Source organism: Proteiniphilum sp. (assembly GCF_040307845.1).
Taxonomy (GTDB): domain Bacteria; phylum Bacteroidota; class Bacteroidia; order Bacteroidales; family Dysgonomonadaceae; genus Proteiniphilum.
Genome location: NZ_JAWRIS010000062.1, coordinates 58,347 through 76,390, shown reverse-complemented (window position 1 = coordinate 76,390; position 18,044 = coordinate 58,347). Strand labels below are relative to the sequence as shown.

General features: G+C 41.5%; 15 protein-coding genes, 1 tRNA gene and 1 pseudogene. 11 read left to right on the top strand and 6 right to left on the bottom strand.

The window, feature by feature from the left end; all coding sequences use genetic code 11:
- The first annotated feature begins 63 nt into the window (after window positions 1-63).
- The 5 genes and pseudogenes from ABV001_RS16070 to ABV001_RS16050 all read left to right on the top strand — a co-directional run bounded on the left by ABV001_RS16070 (window position 64) and on the right by ABV001_RS16050 (window position 6,242).
- Window positions 64-1,608, top strand: coding sequence for an alpha-L-arabinofuranosidase family protein (locus ABV001_RS16070; protein WP_352423745.1), 1,545 nt, complete (start codon window positions 64-66; stop codon window positions 1,606-1,608).
- Window positions 1,609-1,620: 12 nt separating this feature from the next.
- Window positions 1,621-3,228 carry an alpha-L-arabinofuranosidase family protein gene (locus tag ABV001_RS16065; protein ID WP_352423744.1) on the top strand — a complete coding sequence of 536 codons (1,608 nt, stop codon included), beginning with the start codon at window positions 1,621-1,623 and terminating at the stop codon, window positions 3,226-3,228.
- 127 nt (window positions 3,229-3,355) lie between these two features.
- On the top strand, window positions 3,356-4,918 hold the full coding sequence (locus tag ABV001_RS16060) for a sulfatase family protein (RefSeq protein ID WP_352423743.1): 1,563 nt from the start codon (window positions 3,356-3,358) through the stop codon (window positions 4,916-4,918).
- 43 nt (window positions 4,919-4,961) lie between these two features.
- Window positions 4,962-5,822: pseudogene (locus ABV001_RS16055) on the top strand (alpha/beta hydrolase); the annotation flags it as partial.
- A gap of 246 nt (window positions 5,823-6,068) precedes the next feature.
- Entirely contained in the window at window positions 6,069-6,242 is a 174-nt protein-coding gene (locus tag ABV001_RS16050; RefSeq protein WP_323425033.1) for a BF3379 family histone-like protein, read from the top strand.
- Window positions 6,243-6,263: 21 nt separating this feature from the next.
- Here the strand turns inward: ABV001_RS16050 and ABV001_RS16045 are convergent, their stop codons facing one another.
- The 4 genes from ABV001_RS16045 to ABV001_RS16030 are packed head-to-tail and all read right to left on the bottom strand — an operon-like array spanning window position 6,264 to window position 10,236.
- A complete protein-coding gene (locus ABV001_RS16045) occupies window positions 6,264-7,511 on the bottom strand; it encodes a glycosyltransferase family 4 protein (RefSeq protein WP_352423742.1) in 1,248 nt (415 codons plus the stop codon).
- A gap of 52 nt (window positions 7,512-7,563) precedes the next feature.
- Window positions 7,564-8,793 (bottom strand): glycosyltransferase family 4 protein, encoded by a 1,230-nt coding sequence (locus ABV001_RS16040; protein ID WP_352423741.1) that lies wholly within the window; start codon window positions 8,791-8,793, stop codon window positions 7,564-7,566.
- Between the two features lie 26 nt (window positions 8,794-8,819).
- Complete coding sequence (locus ABV001_RS16035; protein ID WP_352423740.1) at window positions 8,820-9,638, bottom strand: 1-acyl-sn-glycerol-3-phosphate acyltransferase; 819 nt, start codon at window positions 9,636-9,638, stop codon at window positions 8,820-8,822.
- 28 nt (window positions 9,639-9,666) lie between these two features.
- Window positions 9,667-10,236 carry an RNA polymerase sigma factor gene (locus ABV001_RS16030; RefSeq protein WP_352423739.1) on the bottom strand — a complete coding sequence of 190 codons (570 nt, stop codon included), beginning with the start codon at window positions 10,234-10,236 and terminating at the stop codon, window positions 9,667-9,669.
- 227 nt (window positions 10,237-10,463) lie between these two features.
- On the opposite strand from ABV001_RS16030, the gene ABV001_RS16025 reads away from it, so the two are divergent.
- The 5 genes from ABV001_RS16025 (at window position 10,464) to ABV001_RS16005 (ending at window position 14,779) form a co-directional block, all read left to right on the top strand.
- Window positions 10,464-11,192, top strand: coding sequence for a FecR domain-containing protein (locus ABV001_RS16025; RefSeq protein WP_352423738.1), 729 nt, complete (start codon window positions 10,464-10,466; stop codon window positions 11,190-11,192).
- Window positions 11,193-11,539: 347 nt separating this feature from the next.
- On the top strand, window positions 11,540-12,139 hold the full coding sequence (locus tag ABV001_RS16020) for a hypothetical protein (RefSeq protein WP_352423737.1): 600 nt from the start codon (window positions 11,540-11,542) through the stop codon (window positions 12,137-12,139).
- 6 nt (window positions 12,140-12,145) lie between these two features.
- Window positions 12,146-12,943 carry a site-specific integrase gene (locus ABV001_RS16015; protein WP_352423736.1) on the top strand — a complete coding sequence of 266 codons (798 nt, stop codon included), beginning with the start codon at window positions 12,146-12,148 and terminating at the stop codon, window positions 12,941-12,943.
- Window positions 12,944-13,142: 199 nt separating this feature from the next.
- The gene (locus tag ABV001_RS16010) at window positions 13,143-14,606 is read left to right on the top strand and encodes a Fic family protein (RefSeq protein WP_352423735.1); all 1,464 of its coding nucleotides are present in this window, start codon (window positions 13,143-13,145) and stop codon (window positions 14,604-14,606) included.
- A 14-nt stretch (window positions 14,607-14,620) separates the two neighbouring features.
- Window positions 14,621-14,779, top strand: a complete 159-nt coding sequence (locus ABV001_RS16005) for a hypothetical protein (RefSeq protein WP_352423734.1) — start codon at window positions 14,621-14,623, stop codon at window positions 14,777-14,779.
- Between the two features lie 88 nt (window positions 14,780-14,867).
- Here ABV001_RS16005 and ABV001_RS16000 read toward each other — a convergent pair.
- Window positions 14,868-14,951: transfer RNA gene (locus ABV001_RS16000), tRNA-Leu, on the bottom strand.
- A 324-nt stretch (window positions 14,952-15,275) separates the two neighbouring features.
- Here ABV001_RS16000 and ABV001_RS15995 point away from each other — a divergent pair.
- Complete coding sequence (locus ABV001_RS15995; protein ID WP_294081272.1) at window positions 15,276-16,358, top strand: mannose-1-phosphate guanylyltransferase; 1,083 nt, start codon at window positions 15,276-15,278, stop codon at window positions 16,356-16,358.
- A gap of 11 nt (window positions 16,359-16,369) precedes the next feature.
- On the opposite strand, the gene asnB is transcribed toward ABV001_RS15995, so the two are convergent.
- Window positions 16,370-18,037 (bottom strand): asparagine synthase B, encoded by a 1,668-nt coding sequence (gene asnB / locus ABV001_RS15990; RefSeq protein ID WP_352423733.1) that lies wholly within the window; start codon window positions 18,035-18,037, stop codon window positions 16,370-16,372.
- Between the last annotated feature and the right edge of the window lie 7 nt (window positions 18,038-18,044).

Sequence of the window (18,044 nt, the reverse complement as noted above, 5' to 3'; positions counted from 1 at the left end):
ATGAATGTAGAAAAGAATAAATATTTGTTTTTATGCTTGATATTGTGCCTGCCTTTATCAGTTATGTACGGGCAGAAAACATCCAAACAGCCAACAACAGTATCCATAGAGATTCCGGATAATCCGGTGCCTATAGATCCCATGATCTACGGGCAAATGCTGGAAGATTGTAATGATAAAATTATTTATGGAGGATTGATAAATGAGGATGGTACGGAAAATTCTAAGGTCAATGAATTGTTGAAACCACTCGATATGCCGGTGATGAGATGGCCGGGAGGAACTTATGTGCATGAGTATGACTGGAAGAAAGGGATTGGACCGAAAGAAGAAAGGCCGGTTGTGGAGGAATTTGCATGGAAAGGAGTGGAAACCCATCAATTCGGAACAGACGAGTTTTTACAATGGTGTAAGAAGATGGGGACAGAACCCTATATCAACTTCAATATGGGAAATGATCCTGTATATGGAGGATCGCTGGGAGATGCTCTGAGTTGGATTGAGTATGTGAATGGATCGACGGAGACCACTTTCGGGAAAAAAAGGGCATTCAACGGACAGGAAAAGCCTTATGGCGTAAAATATTGGGGAATAGGAAATGAAAATTACGGACCTTGGGGAAGGCATACCACGGAAACTGCCCAACAGTATGCAGAGAGGCTTCACCGGTGGGCCAGTGCAATCCATTTTCAGTATCCAGATTTGCAATTGCTGGGTGTTGGTCATATCTATCAGTGGAATGATACGGTTCTTCACAGGAACGGCGATTTGATAGATTTCCTGACCAAGCATTTCTATATGACAGCAAAGGTGAATGGGGGAAAACTGCAAAATCCGGAATACACCTTGTTCTCTCCAGCCAAAGTGGAAATCCACCTTCGAAAAAATATTGAGCTGCTGAATGAAGTAAACCAGCATTTTAACCGTGTGGATCGGCCAATACGGTATAGTATTGATGAATGGAATTGCCGTCATTCTGTATTTGCCGGAGAAAAGTATCAATTTACAAGAAATGATGCCAGAAGGCAATTTGATGTGGTCACAATTGCAGGTATGTTAAACGTGTTTATTCGTCAGAGTCCATTTATCGGAATGGCCAATTATATTTTTCCTGTAAATGGTCACGGCTTGGTAAGGACAATAGATGAACAAGAAGCATATAAGACTCCAATCTATTATATTTTCGAATTATACCGGAAATATATGGTGGGGAATAAGTTGAACCTGGAAATAAAAGGGGGGGCAATAACCTTGCCGGTTGAGGCGTTGGCTGTAGAGGGAGCTATCAGTAAGGAACTTAATAGAGGTGATATCAAACTGAATTATATAGATGGAACGGCAGTGATGACAGAGGAAGGTGTAATACATATTGTATTGATAAACCGTTCGCATGATAAAAATCAGAAGGTTAACATAAAAGTGCCTGATGGTTATTTGCCTGTCACAATGTGGAAGATTGAGAACGATGATATCAATGCGGCTAATTCGGAAAATGAGAGGGAAAATATATCTCCACAGATGGTAAATCTTTCCAGGAAATTCTTGAACTCTGCTGTTACGATATCTCCTTGTGAGTTTATTATGGTTAGATATGAAAAAAATAAATAATTGAATAACAGGATGGGCGCAATGACAATAGAAAAAATTATAATTATCCTTATTTGTGCTACATGTTTTTTTCAGGGTTTTGCATCTGATAAGAAAATAGCAAAACATGCGACCAATATATCAGTTGAAATTCCTGACAATCCTGTGACTATAGATCCTATGATTTATGGACAAATGCTGGAAGATTGTAATGATAAAATAATATATGGAGGACTCATTAACAAAAAAAATGAAGAAAATCCGGCCGTTTTTGCATTATTGAAATCACTTCAGATGCCTGTGGTTCGTTGGCCTGCTGGTACATATATTCATGAATATGACTGGGAAAATGGTATTGGACCTAAAGAAAAACGACCTATAATTAATTGTATTCGTTGGGGAGGATATGATACGAATCTTTTTGGAACAGATGAATTTCTTCAATGGTGTCAAAAAATAGGGACTGAGCCTTATATTAATTTTAATATGAGTAATCATCCGGATTACGCTGCATCGTTGGGTGATGCATTAAACTGGATTGAATATGTAAATGGTTCTGCCGAAACTGCATTTGGTATGAAGCGGATCGCCAATGGGCATGTTGATCCCTATAATGTAAAGTATTGGTGTATAGGAAATGAAAATTATGGTTCATATGGTATTCACAAAGCCGAAACTGCAGATTTTTATTCTAGTAAGTTAAACCAATGGGCTTCCTGTATAAAATTACTATATCCTGATTTGAGCCTTTTGGCAGTAGGTCATGTTTATGATTGGAATAAAAAAGTACTTGAGAGAAATGGCAACCTGATTGATTTTTTAACTATGCATCTCTATATGGGAGCAAAAATGAAAGACGGGAAGCTCCAAGACCCGCTTTACACTGTTTTTTCCCCAGTAAAAGCGGAAATACAAATCTTAAAGAATGCAGTTCTTTTTGACGAAGTGAATAGGCGGTTAGGAAGAACAGATAACCCTATACGATTAAGCATTGATGAATGGAATTGCAGACACTCCGTTTTTGAAAATGGGCAATATGCTTTTACTAGAAATGACGATAGGAGATTGTTTGATATAGTGACAACGGCTGGGATGTTAAATGTTTTTATCAGACATTGTGCCTATATTGGAATGGCTAATTATATATTTCCCGTAAACGGGCATGGATTAGTTAGATCAGTAGGCAATGAAGATGCTTATAAAAGTACAATTTATCATATTTTCGATCTTTATCGAAAATATATGTCAGGGGAGAAAATGAATGTCGATATAAATGGAGTTAAACTGACTTTACCGGTTCAAAAATTAGCTGTTAGCGGCAATTTCGATGATGAACTAATGCCTGAAGAAATAGAGGTGGCTTACATTGATGGTGCAGCTGTGAGAACTGAAGATGGTACTATTAATCTCACATTGATAAACCGTTCGCATCTGGAAAGCCAGAAAGTCAGTATAGAGGTGCCGGATGGTTATTTGCCTGTCACAATGTGGAAAATTGAGAACGATGATATCAATGCAGGTAATTCGGAGAATGAGAGGGAAAATATATCTCCACAGATGGTAAATCTTTCCGGAAAACATTTGAGTTCGACCATTATTATGCCTCCCTGTGGATTTGCGCTTATTCAATACAAAAAATGATTGATATGGATGGTCGTTGAGAATTTTCATATACTTTTGTCCCGGGCATGTTAAGTGTAAATCAATACGGATGTCAAAGGAGCAGCATGGCAGAGTTCCTTGAGGTTCGACTAAAGGAAAATGAATTATGACGAATAATTTCAATAGAAAAATATTTGCAGGAATATCAGTCTCTATCTCCATATTCTCCACCGCGCTTGGTCAAGAGGTACAAAAAAATCCAAACGTCATTATTATTATGGCGGACCAGTTGCGGGCAGATTTGCTGCAGCGTGAAGGATACCCGTTAAACACAATGCCTTTTGCCGATAGCCTGGCTGGGCAAGGGACATGGTTTAACCGGGCATATACGGCTGCACCGGCAAGCGGTCCCGCCCGGGTCTCCATGTTAACAGGACGGTTTCCCAGTGCGACTCATGTGCGTTCCAACCATAACCTTAGGGATGCCTTCTATACGAAAGACCTTTTCGATGTGGCAAGGGAACAAGGATATGCCACGGCCCTGGTCGGGAAAAATCACTCTCACCTTTCTCCTGACCGGGTAGATTATTGGCGTCCGTATAATCACGACGGACAGGGCCCGGAGGATAAAAGCGAAATCGGCGAAGCATTCGATAAATATTTAAAAACGCTGGACATGTATGCCGATATGAAGCCTTCCCCTTACGGAGTAGAGGGGCAATTACCATACCGGATGGTAGATGATGCCTCTCACTGGATCGATACCCTGTCGGATACACCTTTTTTAATGTGGTTCTCTATGGCTGAGCCGCATAACCCTTACCAGACATGTGAACCCTATTATTCCATGTTTCCTCCCGAATCATTGCCACGGATGAAGAGTAGCGCCGGGGATTTGAAAACAAAGGGGGAAGAGTATCTTTTACTTGCTGAAATGATGGGGCAGGGGCATGTGGGCTATCAGGATAATTTGCAGCGCTTGCGATCAATTTACCATGGAATGCTGCGGATGATCGATGATCAGCTGGCTCGCCTTGTGGATGAATTGAAGGAAAAAGGGGTCTATGATAACACGATTATCCTGTTCGTGGCGGATCATGGCGACTACGCAGGGGAATATGGTCTGATGAAAAAAGGAGTGGGACTGGATGATGCCCTTTCCCGTATCCCCTTGCAATGGACAGGACCCGGAATAAAAGCCTCTCCAACTCCCCATGAAGCCCATGTGAGCATTATAGATATTTTTCCCACGATATGCGAGATAATGGGGGCCGATATTCCCTTGGGAGTACAGGGACGCAGTTTATGGCCTCTGTTGCAAGGAAAAGAATATCCTGAAAAAGAGTTTGAAAGCGTGATGGTGCAGGATGGATTCGGCGGAATGTACTATACCCGTGATGACGCTACCGACTTTCAGGAAGAAGGAGCCGTAGGAAAAGGATTATTCTTTGACGAATTGAACACCTGGACACAAAGCGGTACGATGCGGATGCTTCGCAAAGGCGATTGGAAACTGGTGTATGATATGGATGGAAACGGACAGCTTTATAATTTGAAGGAGGACTCTTCAGAACTTGATAACCTGTTTGATGATAAGGCTTATGAAAAAATTAAAAATGAAATGATCGGGAATCTGTTAAGATGGGAGATTTCAGTCCAGGATCCCATTCCGGTTCCAAGACAACGGTACCGATTTAAAAGGAACGATCATAATTATTTATTCCGTTGATCGAAAGAGTTTAATTGATGACATTTTTAAAATATTCAATGATATGAAACGAATCATCTTTTTTACCGCAGTCTTGTGTGCTATACTTGTCAGTGGATCGTTATTTGCCCAGTATACCCAAAAAGAGTTTGATATTGATCTCTGGGCAGACGGATTTCCGAATACGAATGGTATGGATCACTTGCCCTTTGATGATAAAGTGCAAAATTATAAACCCTCATTGCGGGTGTTTTTGCCTAAGGAAGAGTTGGCTACCGGTCGTGCGGTGATTGCATGCCCCGGAGGAGGGTATGCCGGATTGGCGTATGAACATGAAGGATACGACTGGGCTCCTTTTTTCAATGAAATGGGAATAGCCTATGTCGTATTGAAATACCGTATGCCTAAAGGAGTGAAAGAGGTGCCGTTCTCGGATGCCGAAGAAGCGATCAGGATCATAAAGGGGATGGCGGGAGAATGGAATATCAATCCGGATGACATCGGGATCATGGGATCTTCGGCCGGAGGTCATTTGGCCTCTACCGTAGCCACCCATGTAAAGCCTGATTTACGTCCCGCCTTCCAGATTTTGTTTTATCCGGTAATCACTATGGACAAAACTTTTACGCATAGGGGTTCGCATGACAATTTACTGGGAAAGGATGCCTCCCAGGAGCTGGAAGATCTCTATTCGAATGAAAAGCAGGTGACTAATGGGACGCCGAGAGCCTTTATTGTTTTCTCCGACGATGATAATGTGGTGCCTACACCCAATGGAGTACATTATTACCTGGCCCTTAAGAAAAATAATGTCCCCGCCTCTTTATATATTTATCCTTCCGGTGGACACGGTTGGGGATATAGACCGGGTTTCAAATATAACAAAGAGATGTTGCAGGACCTCACGGCCTGGATATTGAGCTTTTAGGAAAGAAATCCGAAAATGCAACAATAGGTACACTGGGTGCTATCATCTTAACCCCGTTAATCCCGTTAATCCCGCCAAAGTCGAATTGGTCTGTTTTCCGACCATCTTCTTCGGCAGGGGGAATACGAGGAAGTGTAAAGTGTGGAATTATTACAAAAAAACCAAATAAAAGTCCCGATAATTTTTGTGAAATCCATCTATCCATTACCTTTGCGGAGAATTTTGTAAAATAAATAAGGAATTATGAAAACATTATTGACAAACATCAACGAACAAATTGCATTGTTTCAGGAAAATGCAACACTTCAAGCAGAGAACAACAACAAAGCTGCAGGTGCCCGCGCCCGTAAAGCTTCTTTGGAATTGGAAAAACAACTGAAAGCTTTCCGTAAAGCATCAATCGAAGCTTCCAAATAAGGTTGATCAAGCTTGATAGAATTATATAGATTGTCCATAGCCGGGCAATCTTTTTTTGTTTATCGGGAAATTAAATCTGTATGTGTCGGAAATTGTCGGGGATGTGTCGGAGAAGGTAAGACTATCGAATATTTCCTTATATTTTTCAACCATAATATCCCAGGAATAATTCTTTTTCACATATTCTTTCGCCTTTTGTGAAAGCATATCCAATCGTGCTTTGTCACGTAATACCTCATGGATGGTATTTGCCCATACCCGGCTGTCACCGGCAGGCAAATGATAACCGTTCTCACCATCGATCACCGCATCGGTTATACCTTCAATCCCCGAAGCAAGGACAAAAGTCCCCCTCATGTTTGCTTCCAGGGCAACCAGTCCAAATCCTTCCTCATCGCCCGGCACTTTTATGTTGGGCATGATGAACAAATCGGCCAATGATAACAATTGGAGCAAATCCTCATGGGTCACTCGCCCTAAATGATAGCTGTTCTTGCTTTTCAGGATTTCTTTACTGATGTTATTCGCATCGGAATCCAATCCTAACATTAATTGTAACGCAGGGCTGAATACTCCCGTCAGGTAACGGATGGTTTTCTGAAAAATATTTTGATGCGTATTCAACGGTCCTGCCATTAAAAGTACGATGTCGTCATTCAATAATGGCATCACATTCTTTATGAACCAGGAAAACCCCTTCCGTTTGACAGGTCGGCCTGTTGTAAAAAGGATATGCTTGCCGGAAAGGTCGATACCGTACTTATCCCTGATTAATTGGGGGTAATCCTTATTTACCGGTATTTTATCCATCCCCGTATCTACGCCGTTATTTACTGTAAATGTTGTCTTTTCGTTGAACCCCCTCCGTAATACTTCATTCATTGTGAATTTGCTTACACAAACAGCGCCGGAATACCGGGTCATTCTCGGAATAAGTAGCCGTTGGAAAACAAAAGAGGGTAATGTAATATCCAGCCCGTGAAAAGTGACGATAACAGGCAGATTAGTCCGTTTCAACAGCCATAAACAGGCGACAGCCATCGATCCGTCGTTTAAGTGGATCAGTTTTATCCCGGGATTTTCTTTGAGTATCCCGGTTATTCTGGACCTGAGTTGCAAAAACCATACGACTTTACCGGTATCATTCCGGTATGCAATAACATGCGTTTTGTAATGCCGACCCAAACCGGTAACCAGTTCGTAACTCTGTTTTTCCATTCCTCCGATACATGGCGGATATTTGTGAGTAATGCAAAGGATTTCGGTCATTTATACGAATTATTTGAAGAGAAATTCATTTCGGAAACGGTCCTTATCCCTATCAAATCGCGGCTACCTTTTGTAAGCTTTCGGAGTAATGCGCCAGATACTTGATATCGTTGAAATATACCTTCGCTAAACTTTCCCAATCCAGGGTCGATGTGAATTCCAGACCTTCGAATTGCATTTTCTTTCTCAGGGGATAGTTGTCCAGTAATTTTTTGATTTTTTCTATGTAATCATCCGGTTCATCGGGATTGCACAAGAAACCTGTTATCCCGTCATCCACCAATGCTTGTGATCCTCCTCCCCTGGCTATTACCGGGACACACCCGCTGGCCATTGCTTCGATCACCACGTTCCCGTATGACTCGGATACGGAGGTAAATAAAAAAATATCGGAAGAGGCATAGACTTTCGCCAAAGTTTCGTGTGGTAAAAAGCCGCAGAAAAATGCATCCTTCATCCTTGCCCGGGCATCTTCTTCGGCAACGCCGTTGCCGGCGACCAAAAAATTAACTTTCAGTCCAAGTACCTGAACCCGGTCGTAAATGGCAAAAAGCGTTTCAAGGTTTTTCTCCCAGACCAGCCTCGACGCGAACAGGATGGAGGGGTAATCATTGTGGGTCAATCTCTTTATGAAAGCCCGGTCCCTTTTATCAGGCGAAAACAGGGAGGTGTTGATCCCCCTTTGCCATAACTTGAAATTTTGCGTCGATACCCCATACGCTTCCAGTTCTTTGGCAATCTGGTGCGTGGGTATATAAGTCAGGTCGCATTTATTGTAAAATTTGCGGTATGTCCTGGCAATTACCGCCTCGGTGAAATTAATAAGGAAAGGCAGGTTCTTCAGGTAATACTTTATATATGAGATGAAGTGTGTATGATAGATGGATAATACAGGGATGCCCTGTTTCTTCGCGTAATTAAGCGCAAAGAAACCCAATGACGAAGGTGTGGCTATATGGATGACATCGGGTTGGAACATGGATAAAACGGTGATCAATTCGGCTTTACGAAAGTGGGGAAGAGCTAATTTATAGGTGTGATTATAAGGAATGGTCATTGTGGGGATTTCCCTGATTAGATGTCTCATCTTGTTTTTTGAAGACATCCCGCAAAAGAACAGGTAGTTGTATTCTGATTCGGGAATTCTGTCTATCAATTGGAACATGGTCTTGTTTGCCCCATCGAAATCGCGGACTAATATATCCGAGAAAAAAGCCACTTTTATTTTGGATTTTTTCTTAATTACTTCCGGTTGATTTTTTTGAATTGACTTTACCTGCATATTTGTTTTGTTTAATTGTGGAGTGGTTATTGTGCCAAACTGTATGTCTGTTGTTTCAGGTATTCCCCCAATTTTGCATCGTCACGGATAATTTGCATGAATTCCGGCAAAATCGGATTTCCTACAGTGATGACAATTTCTTTCCCTTCCTTATTTTTCAGCTCATGACAAAGTAACAGGGTACGGGTTTTCCATCCGAAAACACGGGAGAGATAAAACGGTATGGAGTTCCTGCCCGAAATATGGATGGGAATAACCGGCACACCTGCCCTGTGGATCAACTTCAGGACAGACAATTGCCATTCCCTATCCATTATCCCGAACCGCCGGTGCTTGAAACTGATATAAGAAACTGCACCGGAGGGGAAAAAACCCAGGGGATTCCCTTTTTTCAGGTGTTGGAGGCATTGTCTTAACCCGTTTAATGTGACATTTCCCTGCTTTTGGTGAGGATTGACGATGATAAAATTATCCTTCATTGTATCGATCAATCCCAGAATATGATTGACCATTACCCTGAACCGGCCCGAATAACTGCCGACAGCCTCCAATAGTGCAATGCCGTCGATGTGGCCGTAGGGATGGTTGGATACCGTGATAAAGGGTTTATTTTTATACTGTTCCAGTACCTCCGGGTTCTTTACCACGCGTCTTATTTCCAATTTGTCAAGCAAATCCCGGCAAAAGGGAACGCCGGTCAAGTGTTTCGAACGATCGTAAATATCATTGGCATTCTGTATGCCCGATAGTTTGGCACCCGCATCGATAAGGGGATCTCCATATTTTCCCCTAAAAACAGGATGTAAAGTGCGTATATCTTCCCGGCTGATTAATTTGTCCTTCATTGATAATCATAAAGTAAAATGAACAAACCTATCCCGAATAACTGTAAACCCCTACCAGGCGTTCTTTTAACATTGCCAATACACTCCGGTAACGGGTACGGACAATCTTGGGGGACACTTTCAATGCGGAAGCGGTTTCTTTTACCGTATATTGCTGGTTTAACCTCAACGCACAAATATCTTTTGTCAATTGTGGCAGGTTATCCAATACGCCGTTTATGATGGTATGCACTTCATTCATATGAATTTCTTCAAGGATGTGGGTATACGATAATGACTTCTCAATTTCCGACAAGAGGGAATTATCACCCGATTTGCGGGCATACGATGATTTCAGGTAATCCAACATCCTGAAAGAAAGAACGCGTAAAAAGTAATCCTTGACAGAACCATGTATATTGTTTTTGAAATAAGAGGGATTTTCCCATATTTCCACCCAGAAGTTCTGTGCTATCTCTTCTGTTGTTTCCTTGCAACCTATGCGGGTATATATCCATCTATAAAAAAGGCGGTTGTAACGATCATAAAGAATATTGAAAAAGTACACTTTACAACCGGTCTCCATTTGCCTTAAAAGGGTAGCGTCTGTGAGCTTCATATAATCATATTTTGGGCAAATCTATAGAAAAAGTGTTACGATTTGAGCACGATATTATTAAGTATTTGCTACAAGAAACAGATGATGATTGCATGATAACGGATTTTATTTCAGATAGATAAATCTTAACAAAATCTTAATGTTTTTCAGGTAAAAATTAACCCGGAAAACTCTATTATCTATATAGGGAAGTTATTAAACCATTATTTATTTTCAATGTATCGATTATGTTCCATTCTAAAAACAATAGAGAAGGATATATGCCGGACCGTGGAGGGAAAGACGAAAGGAGTAGAATTGAATGGTTTCTGTTTGTCCATCAATTATTGGACCGCTTCGAGTCAGGTAAGGCGTCGAAAAAGGAAAAGCAATTTCTGTCGCTATGGAATCCCTTATTGAAAGAGCAATTGTCTGTATTGCCCGATGGGAAAGAAGAAAAGGATGCGGAAAGAAAAATTTATAGGAAGATATCCGAACATTTTCCTTCTGTTGTCACCGACAGTAATGAGTCTATACCTGTTCAGTCCGGTCGGAGTGCTAAACCGTCCATATTGTTGAGTTTTCCGGTAATTATGATAATTATCCTCTTAGCCGGTTTCGGGATGTACTTTGGCTTCAACCAAAAAGAGCGGTTTTTACAACGATCAACGGACATACCACCCTTTGAAGATGTCGTATTCAATACCGGCGAAGGTGAAAACAGGGAGTTCGTTTTACCGGATGGCACATTTGTTAAAATGAACGATAACACTGTAATTTCGTTTTGCTCAGATGAATTCAACAAAACTGCACGGAAAGTTGAGTTGATACAGGGTGAAGCTGTTTTTATAACCGTGGAAGGGGATGACACTCCGTTTGTTGTGGAGAGCAACACTGGGTCTGTCATAATGAAAAGTCCGACTTTTAAGATAAGAGTTGCAGAAACAGGGACAGTAGAAATAATCCCTGAAAAATGATGTATCTATTATTTTTTACCATTCTCTGGAGAAAGTTTCAGAATATACAGAATATACTTTTTAGTACACTTTTAATACACTTTATAAAAAATAAAACCCCTGATTATCATTTGATAATCAGGGGTTTGAATATTCATAGCCGGTTTGAATAAGTCCAAAATAGGCAAAACAGATAAGATTGAAAATAAACTATATTCTATTGATATACAATATTTAAAGATTGAATTTGATTGATTTTATTTGGACGTGATTTTGATGGTTTTCTTAAAATGCGGACATGTTGCGGACACGATAGTATTGCAATTATACCTTAATTAAGGATCTTTGAAAAAATAAATTTTTCAGCGATGGCACAGACTAATTATTATCTTGGAAAAATCATCAATAATGCAGGTGAATCTGAAATAAGTCTGCGGTTATATATTACCCGCGATATTCGTATCAGGACAGGTTCCGGTATCTTGGTTGACTGTAAACGATGGGGTAAGAAGAATGAAATAAATATACCTCTAATACAAGGAGAGGAAAGGGATGCCTTGCTTGAAAAGAAATCGATGCTGAAATCCCTGACAGATCACCTCGAAAAGTTAATCAATACCAGTGAGAATAAAAGCACAATCGACAAACCCCTGATTGAAAAGGAGATTAAAAAGTACCATGGACCGGTAAGGAAAAGTAAATCTCCAAAAGAAGAATCATTTCTTGAGGTTGTCGAAAGATATTTATCTACACATAAACTATCAGAATCACGACGTAAGAATTTCAAGGTGATTATTCGCAGTTTGCAGCGATTTGAGTTGTTCAAGAGGAAAGAGGGACAAGGAGGATTCAAGCGATCATTTGCATCCCTATCCGTTGATATACTATACCAGATCGAGGACTTTCTTAGTAATGAAAAAGAAGCGTTCCTGAAATACCCTGATATTTACGAGAAAATTCCTTATTAGACTAAAGTGGCGGTTAAAACACCGAAAAGAAAACGTCCGTCCAAATTGGATGATGATGGTAATGAAATCCCTAAAGGTATGCCAAAACCACGAGGGCAGAATTCAGTTGCAGACATGATGCTTCGCTTCCGTAGTTTTATTATTTGGGCAAACGATAACGGTTATACATTCAATAACCCGTTTAAACATTTTATTATCGGGGAGATAGTCTATGGTACTCCGATCTACATAAGTAACGACGAACGAAACAAACTATTAGAAACAGATTTGTCAGATAATAAAAAATTGGAAACTCAACGGGATATTTTTGTTTTTCAATGTCTGATTGGTTGTCGAGTGAGTGATTTATATAAAATGACCTACAGGAGTATTATTGGTGATGCCATCGAATATATCCCGAGAAAAACGAAAGAAGATAGGGCGATCACAGTTTGTGTACCGCTAAATGATACAGCCAAACGACTGATAACAAAGTATAAGGATAATGACAGAGAAAGTCTTTTTCCTTTCAATACGGAGCAGGACTATAACCGTAAAATAAAAAAAGCCTTTAAGAAAGCCGGACTTGATCGTATGGTTACAGTATTGGATCAACAATCCCGACAGGAAGTACAACGACCATTATTTGAAGTCGCATCATCCCACATGGCCAGACGCAGTTTTATCGGTAATATCTATAAGAAAGTCAAAGATTCTAATTTAGTCGGAGCATTAAGCGGACACAAAGAGGGAAGCAAAGCCTTTACCCGATACCGGACTATCGACGACGATATGAAAAAAGAATTAATTGATTTATTGAACTAATCGACGTTTTTTTGCGTCTGGCTTGAAATAATCGATGAAATTTTGCAATAATGAGCAGTACATATTAGATGATCGATGTTTTTTGCATTTGGAAATGGAAAAGAGTTTAATCGATATTTTTTTGCATTAATCGTGTTTTAGTCGATACTTTTTTGCAAATTTGTGGTGATTTAGATTTCTAATCGATGTTTTTTGAGTTATGGATATAAATAAAGAGATCATTTTTGGAACGTCTGACTCTGTTGAGTCACGTCGCATTACGAGAATGGAAAAGGAGGGAAAGCTTAAAAAGATTGCTCCACGTATTTATACTTCTAATTTACTTGATTCTGACAGTAATATAATTCGTCGGAATTTACTTGAAGTAATCGCATGGAGACTTCCCGGTGCGATTATCAGTCATAGAAGTGCCTTTAGCATGGCTCCGACTCCAACAGGAGATTTCTTTTTAACAGCCGGATCTTCTCGCTTAATCGATGACATTCCTGGTATTAGACTTAATGTAATGAAAGGCCTAGATCCTTTACCGAGCGATATAAAATTGGGAGAGATGCCTTTATATGTTTCTTCAGACTACCGTCGAACTCTTGAAATTCTTCAGTCAAGTAGAAAGAAAGGGGATGAAAGCAAGTCTCTTCCGCCATCCTTCGTTGAAAAAAGAATGGAATCCCTGATTAATTCTCAAGGAGAGGATGCTGTCAACCGTTTCCGGGATGAAGCCCGAAATATTGCAGCGCAATGTGGCATGGAAAAGGAATTCGACAAGCTTGACAAAATAATCTCAGCCCTTTTGGCTACCCGGCCAGCCTCAATACTAACCACGGAATCCGGTAAGGCTCGGGCTGCGGGTATGCCATATGATGAACAGAGAGCACAACTATTTTCATTATTGTATGATACACTGTCAAGTAAATTTTTCAAAGAAATACTGGATAAAAATGGGAATGAGTCTTCTTTCCGTCTGTTTTCTTTTTTCGAAAGTTATTTTTCTAACTATATAGAGGGTACTAAATTCAAGGTGGAAGAAGCGCTTGAAATTGTGGAGACAGGTAAAATAATACCAAAACGTATCAATGATTCCCATGATATACTCGGTACATTTAAGATCGTATCTAATAGAACTGAGATGAATATTGTTCCAGAAACGGAAAACGATTTTTTGGCGATACTCAAACATCGTCATGCGATATTAATGGAAGGCCGGCCCGATATGGAACCGGGTGTATTCAAGACGAAAGCAAATCAAGCAGGAAATACAATTTTTGTATTGCCTCATCTGGTAGAGGGAACTCTTAGATATGGATTCCGATTATATACAGTATTGACTGACCCGTTTGCAAAAGCTATCTTCATGATGTTTGTTTGTAGTGAAGTCCATCCGTTCAATGATGGGAATGGGAGAGTTTCTCGAATCATGATGAATGCCGAATTGGTGAAAAGCAATAGGACACGTATTATTGTTCCAACTGTTTTTCTAGAAGACTATTTGTTATCATTAAAACGGTTTTCCCGGCTCAACGATCCATCGGTATATATACGGGTTATGGAGAAATTACAGTTATTCAGCTCCCACATCGTAGGAGATAACTTTGATGATGTGTACGGGTTCTTAAAAGAGAGTGAAGCTTTTGAAGAACCAGAATCAGGGAAGTTAAAGTTTTGAGAAAGGGTTTCAACATGGATTATCGCAAAATCAATAGCCACATCATTCTATTACTGATAGTTTTTATTGCTGCTTTGGCAATAGCCATGATAGGAAGATTGATCGTACTTGAACTGGGAGTTGACGCCGGTACGGCAAACCTGACTTTTGTGATAATTTTTGGTGTATGTTAAATTTGAAAAATGCGACATATTGCGGACATGGGAGTAAAAATAAAAACGCTAAATTATTTATTACGAATAATTTAGCGTTTTAAAATAGTACCCAGAGCCGGGATCGAACCGGCATGGAAGTGAATCCACTGGTGTTTGAGACCAGCGCGTCTACCAATTCCGCCATCTGGGCATCTCCAAAAAGAGAATGCAAAAGTACACATATTTTTGGTATTTTGAAATAAGTCACTCTTCTTTTTTCAGATTTTGTGCGGTTTCCTTCTATTTTTCTTTTAGTATAGGGAAAGAGTCGTAAAAGGTTTGCAGTTTTATACTGCTGTTTCCGACAGTTTCCCGATGCTATTTCAGTTTTGTTTTGTACCTTTAAGGATAAATTATAGAAGACTATAAACAAATTGTCGATAAAGGGCGTTATTGAATTAAATAAAATGCTGAACAATGACAATAGATATAGAACCCCGAAATTCATATTTAAAAAATATATATAATCTTAGTAATGAGAAACAATCATAATTATTGTGTTATCATGAGCGGTGGAGTAGGAAGCCGCTTCTGGCCCTTCAGCAAGGAGGAAAAACCCAAACAGTTTCTTGATTTCTTTGGAACGGGACGGTCGTTGCTGCAAAGTACCTTCGACCGGTTTAAACAGATTGTTCCGGCAGAGAACATATACATTGTGACGAACGATGCATATGCGGAGATGACGAAGCAGCAGTTACCCGAACTGAGGGATGACCAGCTCTTGCTGGAGCCAATCAGGAGGAATACCGCTCCTGCCATTGCTTACGCTTCTTTCAGAATCAACGCGATCGACCCCGATGCGAATATTGTTGTCGCCCCTTCGGACCACCTGATCATGAATCCGGGCGAGTTTGTGGCAGATATCCAGAAAGGATTGGATTTTGTGAACCGTAAGTCTGTCTTGTTGACGCTCGGTATTAAACCCAGTCGTCCCGAAACAGGCTATGGGTATATCCAGGTGAATGACGAAGAGGATAATGGGATCCATAAGGTGAAAGCATTTACCGAGAAACCCAATTTAGAGTTAGCCCGGAAATTTGTGGAGAGTGGCGAGTTTGTATGGAATTCGGGAATATTCCTCTGGAATGTGAAGACTATCCTGGATGCTTTCAAAAAGCACCTTCCGGATATCAACCAGAAATTCAGCGAAGGAAAAGATCTGTTCAACACGCCGGACGAGAAAAAATTTGTTGATGCCAGTTTCCCCTTCTGCCCCAATATTTCCATCGACTACGGTATTTTGGAGAAAGCTGATAATGTCTATGTGAATATTTCCAATTTTGGCTGGAGCGACCTGGGAACCTGGGGTGCCCTGCATGAAATTTCTGACAGGGATGGGGAAGGCAATGCCAGCCTGCATTGCAAAACCTTGTTCGTCGAGAGTACCGATAATGTGGTGGCTATGAGTGAAGATAAACTGGTTGTCTTGCAAGGTCTTGATGACTATATTGTGGCTGAGTCGGATAATGTGCTGATGATCTGCAAAAAAAGCGAAGAACAGCGGATCAAACATTTCGTCACGGATGTGAAATTCCGTTACGGGGACGAATATATTTGACCCCCACACACCTACTGATACCCGTGCTCATGTACCTGGCCGACTGCTCTTCCTGAGGGGTCGGCATTTTTCTTGAATTGCTCGTCCCATTCGAGGGCGACCGGTGTACTGCATGCTACCGACGGGACGGACGGCACACACCGGGCGGCACTATCCGACGGGAACAGGTCGGAGTAGATGCAGCGGTACATATATTCTTCTTTTGACAATGGCGGATTGATGGGAAAACGATGATGTACGTTGGCCATCTGTTCGTCTGTTACTTCGTGTGCAGCTATATCTTTTAAAGTATCGATCCAGCCATATCCCACGCCGTCGGAGAACTGTTCTTTCTGCCGCCATGCCACTTCTTCGGGAAGGTAGTCCGCAAATGCCTGCCGCAGGATATATTTTTCGATCTTTCCGTTTCCCGCCATCTTGTCCTTTGGATTGAGGCGCATGGCGACATCTAAGAATTCTTTGTCGAGGAAAGGTACACGCCCTTCCACTCCCCACGATGCCAGCGATTTGTTGGCCCGCAGGCAGTCATATTGATGTAGTTTACTCAGTTTCCTGACTGTTTCTTTATGGAACTCTTCAGCATTGGGGGCTTTGTGGAAATAGAGGTATCCCCCGAAGATCTCGTCGGCACCTTCGCCGGAAAGAACCATCTTCACTCCCATCGACTTGATAAAACGGGCAATAAGATACATAGGCGTGCTTGCACGAACTGTCGTTACGTCGTATGTCTCAATATGGTAGATTACGTCACGGATGGCGTCTATCCCTTCCTGGATGGTGTAATGGATTTCGTGGTGCACCGATCCGATATGGTTCGCTACTTTTCTGGCAGCCGCCAGGTCGGGCGATCCTTCCAGGCCGATGGCGAAGGAGTGGAGTTGCGGCCACCAGGCATCCTCGCTGTTGTCGGTCTCCACCCGTTTGGCGGCGAACTTCTTGGCGACGGCGGAGATGATGGAAGAGTCCAGTCCGCCTGAAAGCAATACCCCGTAAGGCACGTCGCTCATCATCTGGCGCTGTACGGCATCTTCCAGCGCTTGCTTAAGCAGTTGCGCGTCCGACACATTTTCTTTCACGTTATCATACTCGGTCCAATCACGGGAATACCATTGTCGAGGCTGGTCATCCTCGCTATAATAGTAATGCCCCGGAGGAAACTCCTCAATGGTGTTGCAATAACCTTCCAGTGCTTTTAGTTCCGAGGCTACATAGTAAGCGCCATCCTGGTCCCATCCCTGATAGAGGGGGATGATGCCGATATGATCCCGTCCGATGAGGAAGACATCTTTTTCGGTGTCGTACAGCGCAAAGGCAAAGATACCGTTCAGGTCATCCAGGAAACCGGTTCCTTTGTCGCGATACAACGCCAGGATCACTTCACAATCGGATTGGGTAAGGAAATCATGCTTTCCCTCCTGTTGCTTCCGGATCTCCCGGTGGTTGTATATTTCGCCGTTCACCGCCAGCACCAATTTGCCATCTTTACTGTAAAGCGGTTGTTGTCCCGATGCGGGATCGATGATGGAGAGGCGTTCATGCGCCATGACTGCTTTGTCGGAGGAAAAGACACCCGACCAGTCGGGACCGCGATGACGTAATTTCCGCGACATTTTCAGTAGTTGGGGACGTAATTGCTCTTCGGGTCTCTTTATATTGAATGTACACACTATTCCACACATATTCGTT

Bases quoted from the DNA above. Each gene is read 5' to 3' on its own strand.
- ABV001_RS15995 (WP_294081272.1), top strand. From the start codon at position 15,276: ATGAGAAACAATCATAATTATTGTGTTATCATGAGCGGTGGAGTAGGA.
- ABV001_RS16045 (WP_352423742.1), bottom strand. From the start codon at position 7,511: ATGACCGAAATCCTTTGCATTACTCACAAATATCCGCCATGTATCGGA.
- ABV001_RS16005 (WP_352423734.1), top strand. From the start codon at position 14,621: ATGGATTATCGCAAAATCAATAGCCACATCATTCTATTACTGATAGTT.
- ABV001_RS16035 (WP_352423740.1), bottom strand. From the start codon at position 9,638: ATGAAGGACAAATTAATCAGCCGGGAAGATATACGCACTTTACATCCT.
- ABV001_RS16060 (WP_352423743.1), top strand. From the start codon at position 3,356: ATGACGAATAATTTCAATAGAAAAATATTTGCAGGAATATCAGTCTCT.
- ABV001_RS16030 (WP_352423739.1), bottom strand. From the start codon at position 10,236: ATGAAGCTCACAGACGCTACCCTTTTAAGGCAAATGGAGACCGGTTGT.
- ABV001_RS16065 (WP_352423744.1), top strand. From the start codon at position 1,621: ATGGGCGCAATGACAATAGAAAAAATTATAATTATCCTTATTTGTGCT.
- ABV001_RS16020 (WP_352423737.1), top strand. From the start codon at position 11,540: ATGGCACAGACTAATTATTATCTTGGAAAAATCATCAATAATGCAGGT.
- ABV001_RS16040 (WP_352423741.1), bottom strand. From the start codon at position 8,793: ATGCAGGTAAAGTCAATTCAAAAAAATCAACCGGAAGTAATTAAGAAA.
- ABV001_RS16010 (WP_352423735.1), top strand. From the start codon at position 13,143: ATGGATATAAATAAAGAGATCATTTTTGGAACGTCTGACTCTGTTGAG.
- ABV001_RS16050 (WP_323425033.1), top strand. From the start codon at position 6,069: ATGAAAACATTATTGACAAACATCAACGAACAAATTGCATTGTTTCAG.
- ABV001_RS16025 (WP_352423738.1), top strand. From the start codon at position 10,464: ATGTTCCATTCTAAAAACAATAGAGAAGGATATATGCCGGACCGTGGA.
- ABV001_RS16070 (WP_352423745.1), top strand. From the start codon at position 64: ATGTACGGGCAGAAAACATCCAAACAGCCAACAACAGTATCCATAGAG.
- asnB (WP_352423733.1), bottom strand. From the start codon at position 18,037: ATGTGTGGAATAGTGTGTACATTCAATATAAAGAGACCCGAAGAGCAA.